We start from the raw sequence: 12,332 nt of genomic DNA, 5'->3' as shown, positions 1-12,332 counted from the left end.
CGGGCCGCTCCGCCCGCCTCACTCGCCTCGCCCGCGTCACCGGTACAGCCGGCGGCCGCAGTGGGGCCACGGGCTCGCGCCCCGCTGCACGTAGAGCTTCTTGGCGCGGTAGGTCTGTTCCGCGGCCGGCGCGTCCTGGGCGACGCCGCTGCCGCCGAGGGAGCGCCAGGTGCCGGGGTCGAACTGGTAGAGGCCGCCGTAGGTGCCGGAGGGGTCGACGGCGTTCGGGCGGCCGCCGGACTCGCAGGCGGCGAGCGCGCCCCAGTTCAGGCCGTCGGCCCCGGCGACGGAGCTGGGCAGCGGGCGGGTGCCGACCCGGACCTTCTGGGCGACGGGTTCGCGGACGGTCTCCTCGCCGGTCCGGCGCGGCTTCTGCCGGACGCCGTTGACGGTCCGCAGGGTGTACGTGACCCGGCGGATGCCCGGCACGCCCTGCTGGTCGACGACCTCGGTGCCGGCGAACAGCTCCGGGTCGCGGGTCCGCTCGACGGGGAAGGGGACGGGCTCGTCGCGGACCTCTCGGGTGCCGGTGATCCGCAGGACCGTGATGGTCTGGCCGTCGCGCGGGAACGAGCCGAGCGGCACGGAGGTGGTGTCCTGGTGCGCGAGGGTGATCCCGGCCGCCTCGACGGCTTCGCGGACGGTGGCCGCGTTGGTGCGGACGGTCCGCTCGCGGCCGTCGGCCAGGAAGGTGACGGCCCGCTCGGTGCGGACGTCGAGGACCAGGCCGCGGCGGGAGATGGGCGCGGAGCGGGAGACGGACAGGTAGGCGCCCTCTGCCCGCACTCCGAGCTGGCGCAGGGCGCCGTCGACGGTGCGGGCGGTGGTCCACACCTGGCGGCGCCGGCCGTCGAGGGTGAGGGCGACGGGACGGCCGTAGCGGACGACGACCTCGTCGCCGCTGGCGAGGGCGGCGCCGGAGCCGGGGGCGACGATGTCGTGCTCGCCGACCGCGAGGCCCTCGTCGGCGAGGAGCTCGTCGACGTCGTCGGCGAAGGTGTGCAGGGTGCGCGGGACGCCGTCGACCGACAGCCGGACGGCCTTGTCGTCGGCGACGAAGGCGGTGGTGCCGCCGGCGAGGAAGGCGACGACGAGGGCCTGCGGGAGGATCCGCCGCAGACCCTCCCCGGCGGGCGGGTTCGCCTTGCGCCGCCGGGCGGCCCGTCGGGCGCCGGCGCGATGACCGGCCTGGGGGGTGCTCACGAGGCCGGGACCCTAGCGGCATCTCCGGTCACTCTGCACGACGACCCGACTACGACACGTAACCGTTATGGATCGGTGATCCGTGCCGTGCCGGCGCGCCGGGCTCAGCAGTCGCTCAGTAGTCGAAGGCGCGGGCGGTGTTCGTGCCGATGGCCTCGGCGAGCTCCTCCTCCGTGATCCCGCGGACCTCGGCCATGGCCCGGACGGTGACCGGGATGAGGTACGGGGCGCCCGGGCGGCCCCGGTAGGGGGCGGGGGTGAGGAAGGGGGCGTCGGTCTCGACGAGGACGAGCTCCAGCGGGGCGACGGCGAGGGCGTCGCGCAGCGGCTGGGCGTTCTTGAAGGTGACGTTGCCGGCGAAGGACATGTAGTAGCCCTTCGCGGCGCAGATCTCGGCCATCTCGGCGTCGCCGGAGTAGCAGTGGAAGATCGTCCGCTCGGGCGCGCCCTCCTCGTCGAGGACGCGCAGCACGTCGGCGTGGGCCTCCCGGTCATGGATGACCAGGGCCTTGCCGTGGCGCTTGGCGATCTCGATGTGGGCGCGGAAGGAACGCTCCTGCGCGGCCATGCCCTCGGGGCCCGTACGGAAGTAGTCGAGTCCGGTCTCGCCGACGCCCCGCACGTGCGGCAGGGCGGCGAGACGGTCGATCTCGGCGAGGGCGTCGTCGAGCGCCGCGTCGCCGCCCGCCTCGCGGGCGCCCTGGCGCGACCAGCCGTCCGGGTCGCCGAGCACGATCCGGGGAGCCTCGTTGGGGTGCAGGGCGACCGCCGCGTGCACGTGTTCGTACTGCGCGGCGGTCTCCGCCGCCCACTGCGAGCCCTTGATGTCGCAGCCCACCTGGACGACCGTCGTCACACCGACGGCGGCGGCCTTGGTGAGGGCCTCCTCGACGGTGCCGGACTGCATGTCGAGATGGGTGTGCGAGTCCGCGACGGGGACCAGCAGGGGCTCGGGCAGCGGCGGCGGGGCGTCCTTGGCACTCATGGCCCCGATCGTACGAGGGCCATGAGCTCGGCCGCGAAGCGTCACCGCGCCGCGGGCGTCACCGCCGGGAGCGGAACGGGTGCAGCAGGTCGGAGAGGTGCCAGTGGTGGGGTACGGGCGGCCGGTCCTCGTCGGCGAGGGTGGCGCCCGTGGCAGCCGCGCGGCCCGACGTGCCTGCGGAACCCGCGGTGTCGGCCGTCCCGGCGGTGCCGGCGGTCTCGGCGGTGTCGGCGGAACCCGCGGGAGCGTCCTGCGTCAGCTCCTGGCCGATGGGGCCGGCGATCGACACGGGCCTCGTCGGCCTGGCCCCGTGGCTGTGGCGCTCGGCCGCGGCCATCAGGTCGAGCACCGAGGACACCTGGCCCGCCCGCATGATCCGTACGACATGGCTGCCGCAGTTCATGCAGGTCGGCCGGGACAGCGGGGACGGGACCCGCGCTCCGTCGGCCTTGTAGACGACGTACTCGTGCCCGCGCGCGTCCACGTGGTGCTCGATGCCGTACGCCTGCTCCCAGCCGTAGCCGCACCGCATGCAGGCGAAGGCGTACGCCTCGTGCGCGACGGGCGTTCCGGTGCCGGTGATCTCACTCATTCCAGCTCCTCTCCACTGAACCAGTGGACGCCTTTTCGGGCCGGAGCGCATCAGCGCCGGAACAAGCATGGACGGTCTTTGGCACTTCCTTGCCCAAAAGGCCTTCGAGCGGGCCCGCCGCCGGGTTCCGCTTTGCCTTTCAGATTAATCCTTTACCGTTTCCGGGGCCTTTCCAGAGCCGGCCGCGGCCGCGTTCTTCGCCGCGACCACCGCGTCGAACACCTCCCGCTTGGGAAGCCCGGCCTCGGCGGCGACCGCCGCGATGGCCTCCTTGCGCCGCTCCCCCGCCTCCTCTCGCACCCGCACCCTGCGCACCAGCTCCTCGGCGTCGAGCTCGGCGGGCCCGGTCTCCGGGGCGCCCTCGACGACCACGGTGATCTCGCCGCGTACGCCCTCCTTCGCCCACTCCACGAGCTCGCCGAGCGGGCCGCGCCTGACCTCCTCGTACGTCTTGGTCAGCTCACGGCAGACGGCCGCCCGGCGCCCCTCGCCGAACACCTCGGCCATCGCGGCGAGCGTGTCGTCGAGGCGGTGCGGCGCCTCGAAGTAGACGAGGGTGCGCCGCTCCTCGGCGACCTCGCGGAGCCGGCCGAGCCGCTCGCCCGCCTTCCTCGGCAGGAAGCCCTCGAAGCAGAAGCGGTCCACCGGAAGCCCGGACAGGGCGAGCGCGGTGAGCACGGCCGACGGGCCGGGCACCACGGTGACCTTGATGTCCTGCTCGACGGCGGCGGCGACCAGCCGATAGCCCGGGTCGGAGACGGACGGCATGCCGGCGTCGGTGACGAGCAGCACCCGCGCCCCGCCCGCGAGCGCCTCGACCAGCTCGGGCGTACGGGCGGACTCGTTGCCCTCGAAGTAGGACACCACCCGTCCCTTGGTGTGCACCCCGAGCGCGCGGGTCAGTCCGCGCAGCCTGCGGGTGTCCTCCGCGGCCACGATGTCCGCGTTCTCCAGTTCGGTGGCGAGCCGTGGCGGTGCGTCCGCGATGTCACCGATGGGGGTCCCTGCGAGTACCAGCGTTCCTGTCACACGGACCATCCTCCCAGCCCGGACAGGCGACGCGCACAGGCGCGTTCCCTACGATGGCGCGGTGACCAGTACCGCACCCGAGGCCCTGGAGGGTCAGCACCCCATGGACCCCGTGGCACCGACCGTGGCAGAGCCCACCGCCTGGCAGCGGCGGCTGCGGCGCCACGGCTACCGGCCGGCCGGCTCGGGCTCCCTGTCCATCGGCCTCCGGGAGCGGCTCGTGCCGCCGTACACCCGGCCCTCGCCGCGGCTGTGGTCCCTGCTCGGGATCCCGCCGAAGGCCGCCGAGCGGGTGTGGCGGTACGCCGCCTGGGGCGGGCCGCTGCTCGTCGCCCTGGTGGCGGGCGTGCTGCGGTTCTGGAAGCTGGACCGGCCGCACGCGGTGATATTCGACGAGACGTATTACGCGAAGGACGCCTGGGCCCTGATCAACCAGGGCTACGAGGGCGCGTGGCCGAAGGACGTCGACAAAACGATCCTGGTGGACCCGGGCGCGGTGGTGGTGCCGACCGACCCGGGCTATGTGGTCCATCCGCCGGTCGGCAAGTGGGTCATCGGCATCGGCGAGAAGCTCATCGGCTTCGAGCCGCTCGGCTGGCGCTTCATGGTGGCGCTGCTCGGCACCCTTTCGGTGCTGATGCTGTGCCGGATCGGGCGGCGGCTGTTCCGCTCCACGTTCCTGGGCTGCCTGGCGGGCGTGCTGCTCGCCGTCGACGGGCTGCACTTCGTGATGAGCCGCACCGCGCTGCTCGACCAGGTGCTGATGTTCTTCGTGCTGGCCGCCTTCGGCTGTCTGGTCGTCGACCGGGACCGGGCGCGGCAGCGGCTCGCGGCGGCGCTGCCGGTGGACGCCGAGGGGGTGCTGCGCCCCGACGCGTCGGTCGCGGAGCGCCTCGGGCTCGGCTGGCGGCCGTGGCGGATCGCCGCGGGCGTGATGCTGGGCCTGGCCGCCGGCACCAAGTGGAACGGGCTCTACATCATGGCCGCGTTCGGTGTGATGGCGGTGCTGTGGGACCTCGGCGCCCGCCGCACGGCCGGCGCGATCCGCCCGGTCCAGGCCGTCGCCCGGCGCGACCTGGTCCCGGCCTTCGTGTCGGTGGTGCCGGTCGCGATCGTGACGTACGTGGTGTCCTGGACCGGCTGGATCGTCACCGACAAGGGCTACTTCCGCAACTGGGCCGCCGAGCAGGACAAGCTGCACGGCGCCGGGGCGTGGAGCTGGCTGCCGGACTGGCTGCGCAGCCTGTGGCACTACGAGACCGAGGTCTACAAGTTCCACGTCGGCCTGAACTCGCCGCACACCTACGAGTCCAACCCGTGGAGCTGGATCGTCCTCGGCCGTCCGGTCTCCTACTTCTACGAGTCGCCCTCCCCGGGCGAGCGCGGCTGCCCCGCCGACGCCCCGGAGAAGTGCGCCCAGGAGGTGCTGGCCCTCGGCACGCCGCTGCTGTGGTGGGCGGCCTGCTTCGCGATCCTGTACGTGCTGTGGCGCTGGGTCTTCCGCCGCGACTGGCGCGCGGGCGCGATCGCCTGCGGCATCGCGGCCGGCTGGGTGCCGTGGTTCTTCTACCAGGAACGCACCATCTTCCTTTTCTACGCGGTGGTGTTCGTGCCGTTCCTGTGTCTCGCGGTGGCGATGATGATCGGGGCGATGGTGGGGCCGCCGGGGGCATCGGAGCGGCGCCGGACTTTCGGTGCGGTGGGCGCCGGTGTTCTCGTCCTGCTCATCGTCTGGAATTTCATCTATTTCTGGCCCATCTATACCGGACAGGCGATTCCGATGGACGCGTGGCGCAGCCGGATGTGGCTGGACACCTGGGTTTAGCGGCGCCCGGCGCCGACGGGTCGAAGGCGCCGACGGTCGAACAAAACAGACGGGTTGGTCGCTTTCCGGTAACGACCGTGGTAACGACCGTCCCGGCTGTCACTCCTGCCCTTTAGGCTGCCGAAAGGCCACACCGGGGGAGGGAGGCGCAGCCATGCGCAGTGGTGTCAAGGTCGCGGTCGTCGGAGGAGTCTTCGTCGTCGTGGCGAGCGGGGTGGGTTACGGGGGCTACAACCTCTGGAACGGGATCACGGGAGGGACGGGCGGCACCGGCACCAAGGCCGGGTCCGAGTCGAGGAAGACGGGACCGGTCAGCTCGGAGGAGGTGACCGGGACGGCCGAGGAGTTCCTGGCCGCCTGGGCCACCGGGGAGGCCGACCGGGCCGCCCAGCTCACCAACAATCCCGTGGACGCCGGGCCGGCCCTGGCGGGCTTCCGGGAGGAGGCGAAGGTCTCGGCCACGACGATCACCGCGGGGACGGCGACCGGGGCGACCGTCCCGTTCACGGTGAAGGCGACCGTCACCTACCAGGGCGTCTCCAAGCCGTGGACGTACTCCTCGCAGCTCACCGTGGTGCGCGGGCTCACCACCGGCCGGCCGCTGGTCGACTGGAAGCCGGCCGTGCTGCACCCCAGGCTCACCAAGGGCGCCACCATCCGCACCGGCGGGGCGAAGACGGGCGCGATCGAGGCCGTCGACCGCAAGGGCCGGGTCCTCACGGCGGAGAAGTACCCGTCGCTCGGGCCGGTCCTGGACCAGCTGCGCGAGCGGTACGGGGCGACCGCGGGCGGCAAGCCGGGCGTCGAGGTCTTCGTCGACCCGGGTGTCGAGGGCACCCCGGCCACCACGCTCCTCACCCTCGCCAAGGGCGAGACGGGGAAGCTCGAGACGACGATCGACGCGGACGTGCAGGCGGCGGCCGAGAAGGCGGTGGCCCGGTACGGGACGGCGTCCGTGGTGGCGATCCAGCCGTCGACGGGCGCGGTGCGGGCGGTGGCGAACAGCCCGGCGAACGGCTTCAACGCGGCTTTCCAGGGCCGGAAGATGCCGGGCTCGACGCTGAAGATCGTGACGGCGGCGCTGCTCCTGGAGAAGGGCCTGGTGAAGGCGGACCAGGTCGCGGAGTGTCCGGCCGAGGCCATGTACAACGGCCGGACCATCACCAACCTGAAGGGCTTCTCGCTGAACGGGAAGACCTTCGCGGAGAGCTTCTCCCGGTCCTGCAACACAGCCTTCATCAAGAAGATCGACGACGTGAAGGAGACCGAGGGCGACGACTCCGGCCTGGCCCGCGAGGCCAGGGAGGTCTTCGGCATCGGCCTCGACTGGAAGACCGGGATCGTGTCGGAGGACGGCTCCGTCCCGGAGGCGACGGGCGGCGCGGCGGCGGAGCAGTACATCGGCCAGGGCACGGTCACCATGAACCCGCTGAACATCGCGTCGATCACCGCGACGGCGAAGTCCGGCGTCTTCCGGCAGCCCTATCTGGTCTCCAGGGACGTGGACGACCGCGAGTTCGCGCAGGCCGAGCGCCGGCTGCCGGCCTCGGTGGCCCGGCAGCTGCGCGAGATGATGCGGCGCACGGCGACCAGCGGGACGGGCGCGGACGCGATGGCCTCGGTCCGCGGCGACAAGGGCGCCAAGACCGGTTCGGCGGAGGTGGACGGGCAGCGGGTGTCCGACTCGTGGTTCACCGGCTTCGCGGAGGACCTCGCGGCGGCGGCGTTCGTGGAGGGCGGCGGTCACGGTGGGGACGCGGCGGGGCCGGTGGTGGCGCAGGTGCTGAAGGCGGGGTAGGGCGGAGGCGCGGTGGGGGCAGGCGCGGTGGGAGGAGGACCGGCATGCGGAAGCCCTGCAGGTCCGGGACCCGTCCGGGAATCCGCTCGCGTGCCCCGTACACGTACCGCTAGCGTGCGGGGGCATGACGACGTCTGACTCCCCCGCTCTGTCGCTCGCCCACCCCCGGTTCGCCGCCGCCCTGAAGGAGCTGGAGCTCGATGTCGAGCTCCGCCGCTTCCCGGACGAGACCCGCACCGCCCAGCAGGCCGCCGAGGCCATCGGCTGCGAGGTGTCGGAGATCGTGAAGTCGCTGGTGTTCGCGGCGGACGGGGTGCCGGTGCTCGTCCTGATGGACGGCGCCTCACGGGTGGACGTGGAGCGGGTGCGGGAGGAGCTGGGCGCGGCGAAGGTCACCCGTGCCGATGTCAGGGCCGTACGGGAGACCACCGGCTACGCGATCGGCGGCGTCCCGCCCTTCGGGCACCTCACGCGGACGCGGGTGCTCGCCGACCGGGGGCTGCTCGACCACGAGGTGGTGTGGGCGGCGGCCGGGAACCCGCACACCGTGTTCGCGCTGGACCCCGCGTCGCTGATCGCCCACGCGGGCGGCACCCTGGTGGACGTCCGCGAGCGTACGGCGTGACGCCGCTGGTCACGGCGGCGGTGCTGTTGGCCGCCGTGACACATGCGAGCTGGAACGCGATCGCCGCGCACATCAGGGACCAGCTGCTGTCCTTCACCCTGATAACCGGCGGCGGCGCGCTGATCGGCGCCGTCACCGCCTGTTTCGTGCCGCTGCCGGCGGCGGGCGCCTGGCCGTGTCTGGTCGCCTCGGCGATCCTCCACGTCGGGTACTTCGCCCTGCTGATGCGGTCCTTCTCGCTCGGCGACTTCGGCCAGGTGTATCCGATCGCCCGCGGCACGGCGCCGCTGGTGGTGACGCTGCTGGCGGCGGTGTTCGTGGCCGAGGTCCCGGACGCCGGTCAGCTCGCCGGCGTCGCGGTGGCCAGCGCGGGCCTGACCGGCCTCGCCCTGTGGGGCATCCGCGGCAAGGGCGCCCGGCCGCACCGGCCCGCCCTGCTGGCGGCGGGTGCGACGGGCCTGTCGATCGCCGCGTACACGGTCGTCGACGGCGTCGGGGTGCGCGCCTCGGGCACCCCCATCGGCTATGTCGCCTGGCTGATGGTCCTGCAGGGGCTGGTCGTGCCGCTCTACACGCTCGCCCGCCGGGGCCCGGCCCTGGCCGCGGAACTCCGCCCCTACGTCGGACGCGGGCTGCTCGCCGCCGCCCTCTCCTTCGCCGCCTACGCCCTCGTGCTGTGGGCCCAGACCAGGGCCCCGCTCGCCCCGATCGCCGCCCTCCGCGAGTCCTCCATCATCGTGGGCGCCGCCATCGGGGCGGTCTTCTTCAAGGAACGCTTCGGCGGCCCGCGGGTGGCGGCGGCGGGCCTGATGGTGGTGGGCATCGGACTGATGCTGTACGCGAGCTGATCCCCCGGCCACCGGTCACCGGGCGCCCGCCCCGCGTACGATCACGGCCGGGACGGGGCGCGTAGCGCAGAGGTCGTCGCGCCTGCACCGCATGGAGGAGGACGCCGGTTCGCATCCGGCCCGCCCCGTCCCACCCACGCGCGTGACCGCGTGACCGCTTGACCTCAACCTCGGTCGAGGATCCAGAGTCGGACCATGACCACTCACGACGGCGGCGACGACGCGATCCTCCTCTTCCGCAACACCATGCGCATCCTCGACGGCCACCTGGACGGCTTCCGGGCCGCCATCGAGGGCGCCGTGGCCTTCGCCCGACAGCACGGCCCCCAGCTGATGGTGCAGACCTTCGTGGACGAGGAACGGATGCGGGCCCACAGCTTCCAGCTCTACCGCGACTCCGACGCGGTCCGCACGCACTGGCGGCTGGCGGACCCGTACATCCGCGAGGTGATGGAGCACTGCCGCGTCGAACGCTTCGAGGTGTTCGGCACCCCGGACGCCGACGTGACGGCGGGCATCCGCTCGGCCCTCGCCGAGAGCTGCGAGCTGACGTTCTCCTCCCGGATCGCGGGCTTCGCACGGCTGGGTCAGGGGGCTCCGTAGAGCCGGACGCGGGTGGAGTCGCCCGCCGGGGCGGTCACAGCGAGGCCCGGACCGCCTTGAGCAAGGACTGGGCGCGGGGGTCGGCGGTGACGGTTTTGCGCATGCCGTTGGTGACGTAGGCGAAGGCGATGCCGGAGTCGGGGTCGGCGAGGGCGAGGGAGCCGCCGCGGCCGGGATGGCCGAAGGAGGTGGGGCCGAGGAGGGGGGAGGCGGGGCCGTGGAGCATGTGGCCGAGGGCGAAGCGGGTGCCCACGACGAGGACACGGTCGGGGCCCGCGGACTCCTCGGTTCGGGCGAGGGTGAGGGTCGCCGGGGCGAAGAGGCGGGGGCCGTCGTCGACGGGGCCCAGGGTGGCCGCGTAGAAGCGGGCCAGGGCGCGGGCGGTGGCGACGCCGGCGGAGCCGGGGAGTTCGGCGGCGCGGTAGGCCGGGCCGTTCTCGTCGGGGCGGGGCTCGATCACCTCGAAGGCCCGGCGGGTCAGCGAGTCCGGGTTCCGGTAGGCCTCGGTGACGGCCGGCTTGGGGCGGAGCTTCAGCGCCGGGCTGTCGGCCGGCTCCCGTTCCTCGACCGGGCCGAGGCGGCCGACCCGGTGGGCCTCGTCCGCGGGCAGGCCGATCCAGAGGTCGAGGCCGAGCGGGCGGGCGATCTCCTCGGCGACCCAGCGGCCGATGGTGCGGCCGGTGACCCGGTGGACGAGGCCGGAGAGCAGCCAGCTGAAGGTGTGGGCGTGGTAGCCGTGGGCGGTGCCGGGCTCCCAGGCCGGGGCCTGCGCGGCGATGGCGGCGGTGGCGGTCTCCAGGTCGACCGCCTCGGAGAGGGTCAGCGGACGGTCGAGGACCGGCACGCCCGCGCGGTGGGCGAGCAGCTGCCGCACCGTCACCCGGTCCTTGCCTGCCGCCTTGAACTCGGGCCAGTACGTGGCGACCGGGGCGTCCAGGTCCAGCTGGCCGCGCTGGTGCAGGAGCAGCGGCACGGCCGCGGTCACGCCCTTGGTGGCCGAGCGGACGACCTGGGCGGTGTCCACGGCCCACGGCGCCTCTCCATCGACGTCCCTCGTCCCGGCCCACAGGTCGACGACCTTCGTGCCGTCGCGGTACACCGCGACCGCCGCGCCCCGCTCGCCGCGCTGCTCGAAGTTGCGCAGGAACGCGTCCCTGACCGGCTCGAATCCCGCCGCCACCGTGCCCCGGACGTCCACCTGGTCCACTCTTTCTCTCGTACGACCGACTCCCCATGGTGCAACGGGGAGCGAACCGCGCCGATTCCGGGGCCCCGACCGATCGACCGGCGGGCCGCCGCCTCAGGCCACCGAGCTCGGCACGAAGCCGTACGGCAGTTCCAGGCGGTGCCGGGCCATGAGCTCATCGTCGGCCAGGACGTCGGCGGTCCGCCCGTCGGCGGCGATCACGCCCTCGCTGAGGATCACCGAGCGCGGGCACAGCTCCAGGGCGTACGGCAGGTCGTGGGTGACCATGAGGACGGTGACGTCCAGGGAGCGCAGGATGTCGGCGAGCTCGCGGCGCGAGGCCGGGTCCAGGTTGGAGGAGGGCTCGTCGAGGACGAGGATCTCCGGCTCCATCGCGAGGACGGTCGCCACCGCCACCCGGCGGCGCTGTCCGAAGGAGAGGTGGTGCGGGGGCCGGTCGGCGAACTCCGCCATGCCGACCCGGTTCAGGGCGCGCATGACCACCGCCTCCAGCTCCTGCCCCCGCAGCCCCGCCGCCGCCGGGCCGAAGGCCACGTCCTCGCGGACCGTCGGCATGAACAGCTGGTCGTCGGGGTCCTGGAAGACGATGCCGACCCGGCGCCGGATCTCGGCCATGTGCCGCTTGCCGACGGGCAGCCCGGCGACGGTGACGGAGCCCGCACCGCCGGTGAGGATGCCGTTGAGGTGCAGGACGAGGGTGGTCTTGCCGGCGCCGTTGGGGCCGAGCAGGGCGACCCGCTCGCCGCGGCCGACGGTCAGGTTCACTCCGAACAGCGCCTGATGGCCGTCGGGGTAGGCGTACGCGAGGCCGCGGACGTCGAGCGAGGGAGCGGCGGCGGTGGCGGCGTCCACGGTCACAGGGTCCATCCCAGGAGGCAGATGAGGAGGGCGGCACCGGGCAGGGCTGCGGCCCGGGTCCACTCGGCGCGGCTGGCGGCGACCTCGTCGATGACCGGCATCGACCCGGTGTAGCCCCGGCTGACCATGGCGAGGTGCACCCGTTCGCCGCGTTCGTACGAGCGGATGAAGAGGGCGCCGGCGGTCTTGGCGAGGACGCCCCAGTGCCGTACGCCCCGGGCCTCGAACCCGCGCGAGCGGCGGGCGATCGACATGCGCCGCATCTCGTCGGTGATCACGTCGCCGTAACGGATCATGAAGGAGGCGATCTGGACGAGCAGCGACGGCAGCCCGAGCCGCTGCAGGCCGAGGAGCAGGGCGCGCAATTCGGTGGTGGCGGCGAGCAGGACGGAGGCGGCGACGCCGAGGGTGCCCTTGGCGAGGACGTTCCAGGCGCCCCACAGGCCGGGCACGCTCAGCTGGACGCCGAGGACGGTCGTCTGCTCGCCGGGCACCACGAAGGGCATGAGCACCGCGAAGGCGACGAACGGGATCTCGATGAGCAGCCGCTTCAGCAGGAAGCCGGCCGGGACGCGGGCCCACGCGGCGACGACGCCGAGCAGGACCGCGTAGAGGCCGAAGGCCCACATCGCCTCGCGGGGCGTGGCGACGACCACTACGACGAAGGCGAAGACGGCGGCGAGCTTGGCGTGCGGGGGCAGCGCGTGGACCGGCGAGTGGGCCCGCCGGTAGAGCTTGTGCGCGTGTCCCGCCCCCACG

General features: G+C 73.4%; 12 protein-coding genes. 5 read left to right on the top strand and 7 right to left on the bottom strand.

All coding sequences use genetic code 11. From position 1 onward, the window contains the following. Window positions 1-36: 36 nt before the first annotated feature. From ACFY7C_RS33795 to rsmI, 4 genes are all read right to left on the bottom strand, one after another. Complete coding sequence (locus tag ACFY7C_RS33795) at window positions 37-1,203, bottom strand: ubiquitin-like domain-containing protein (protein ID WP_389658398.1); 1,167 nt, start codon at window positions 1,201-1,203, stop codon at window positions 37-39. A 115-nt stretch (window positions 1,204-1,318) separates the two neighbouring features. Next, window positions 1,319-2,188: a TatD family hydrolase gene (locus ACFY7C_RS33790; RefSeq protein WP_389658395.1), complete on the bottom strand. Its 870-nt coding sequence runs from the start codon at window positions 2,186-2,188 to the stop codon at window positions 1,319-1,321. Between the two features lie 58 nt (window positions 2,189-2,246). Continuing rightward, complete coding sequence (locus tag ACFY7C_RS33785) at window positions 2,247-2,780, bottom strand: hypothetical protein (protein WP_389658392.1); 534 nt, start codon at window positions 2,778-2,780, stop codon at window positions 2,247-2,249. 144 nt (window positions 2,781-2,924) lie between these two features. Continuing rightward, window positions 2,925-3,809 carry a 16S rRNA (cytidine(1402)-2'-O)-methyltransferase gene (rsmI, locus tag ACFY7C_RS33780; RefSeq protein ID WP_389658389.1) on the bottom strand — a complete coding sequence of 295 codons (885 nt, stop codon included), beginning with the start codon at window positions 3,807-3,809 and terminating at the stop codon, window positions 2,925-2,927. 61 nt (window positions 3,810-3,870) lie between these two features. On the opposite strand from rsmI, the gene ACFY7C_RS33775 reads away from it, so the two are divergent. The 5 genes from ACFY7C_RS33775 to ACFY7C_RS33755 all read left to right on the top strand — a co-directional run bounded on the left by ACFY7C_RS33775 (window position 3,871) and on the right by ACFY7C_RS33755 (window position 9,508). Further along, entirely contained in the window at window positions 3,871-5,634 is a 1,764-nt protein-coding gene (locus ACFY7C_RS33775) for a dolichyl-phosphate-mannose--protein mannosyltransferase (protein WP_389658386.1), read from the top strand. Window positions 5,635-5,788: 154 nt separating this feature from the next. Further along, the gene (locus ACFY7C_RS33770; protein WP_389658383.1) at window positions 5,789-7,432 is read left to right on the top strand and encodes a penicillin-binding transpeptidase domain-containing protein; all 1,644 of its coding nucleotides are present in this window, start codon (window positions 5,789-5,791) and stop codon (window positions 7,430-7,432) included. 124 nt (window positions 7,433-7,556) lie between these two features. Beyond that, on the top strand, window positions 7,557-8,057 hold the full coding sequence (locus ACFY7C_RS33765; RefSeq protein ID WP_389658380.1) for a YbaK/EbsC family protein: 501 nt from the start codon (window positions 7,557-7,559) through the stop codon (window positions 8,055-8,057). Beyond that, window positions 8,054-8,905 carry an EamA family transporter gene (locus tag ACFY7C_RS33760; protein ID WP_389658377.1) on the top strand — a complete coding sequence of 284 codons (852 nt, stop codon included), beginning with the start codon at window positions 8,054-8,056 and terminating at the stop codon, window positions 8,903-8,905. Before ACFY7C_RS33765 ends, ACFY7C_RS33760 begins: the two co-directional genes overlap by 4 nt. A 195-nt stretch (window positions 8,906-9,100) precedes the next feature. Continuing rightward, on the top strand, window positions 9,101-9,508 hold the full coding sequence (locus tag ACFY7C_RS33755) for a hypothetical protein (RefSeq protein ID WP_389658374.1): 408 nt from the start codon (window positions 9,101-9,103) through the stop codon (window positions 9,506-9,508). A gap of 34 nt (window positions 9,509-9,542) precedes the next feature. On the opposite strand, the gene ACFY7C_RS33750 is transcribed toward ACFY7C_RS33755, so the two are convergent. The 3 genes from ACFY7C_RS33750 to cbiQ form a co-directional block, all read right to left on the bottom strand. Further along, window positions 9,543-10,706 carry a serine hydrolase domain-containing protein gene (locus ACFY7C_RS33750; RefSeq protein ID WP_389658798.1) on the bottom strand — a complete coding sequence of 388 codons (1,164 nt, stop codon included), beginning with the start codon at window positions 10,704-10,706 and terminating at the stop codon, window positions 9,543-9,545. A 102-nt stretch (window positions 10,707-10,808) separates the two neighbouring features. Next, window positions 10,809-11,582, bottom strand: coding sequence for an energy-coupling factor ABC transporter ATP-binding protein (locus tag ACFY7C_RS33745; RefSeq protein WP_389658372.1), 774 nt, complete (start codon window positions 11,580-11,582; stop codon window positions 10,809-10,811). Further along, window positions 11,570-12,331, bottom strand: a complete 762-nt coding sequence (gene cbiQ, locus ACFY7C_RS33740) for a cobalt ECF transporter T component CbiQ (RefSeq protein WP_389658369.1) — start codon at window positions 12,329-12,331, stop codon at window positions 11,570-11,572. Before cbiQ ends, ACFY7C_RS33745 begins: the two co-directional genes overlap by 13 nt. Window position 12,332 lies beyond the last annotated feature (1 nt).

The sequence above is a fragment of the Streptomyces sp. NPDC012769 genome (assembly GCF_042901205.1).
Taxonomy (GTDB): domain Bacteria; phylum Actinomycetota; class Actinomycetes; order Streptomycetales; family Streptomycetaceae; genus Streptomyces.
This window is presented reverse-complemented; position numbering and strand designations above follow the sequence as displayed.

Coding starts and splice junctions, on each gene's coding strand:
- ACFY7C_RS33755 (WP_389658374.1), top strand. CDS start 9,101: ATGACCACTCACGACGGCGGCGACGACGCGATCCTCCTCTTCCGCAAC.
- ACFY7C_RS33790 (WP_389658395.1), bottom strand. CDS start 2,188: ATGAGTGCCAAGGACGCCCCGCCGCCGCTGCCCGAGCCCCTGCTGGTC.
- ACFY7C_RS33770 (WP_389658383.1), top strand. CDS start 5,789: ATGCGCAGTGGTGTCAAGGTCGCGGTCGTCGGAGGAGTCTTCGTCGTC.
- ACFY7C_RS33785 (WP_389658392.1), bottom strand. CDS start 2,780: ATGAGTGAGATCACCGGCACCGGAACGCCCGTCGCGCACGAGGCGTAC.
- ACFY7C_RS33745 (WP_389658372.1), bottom strand. CDS start 11,582: ATGGACCCTGTGACCGTGGACGCCGCCACCGCCGCCGCTCCCTCGCTC.
- ACFY7C_RS33765 (WP_389658380.1), top strand. CDS start 7,557: ATGACGACGTCTGACTCCCCCGCTCTGTCGCTCGCCCACCCCCGGTTC.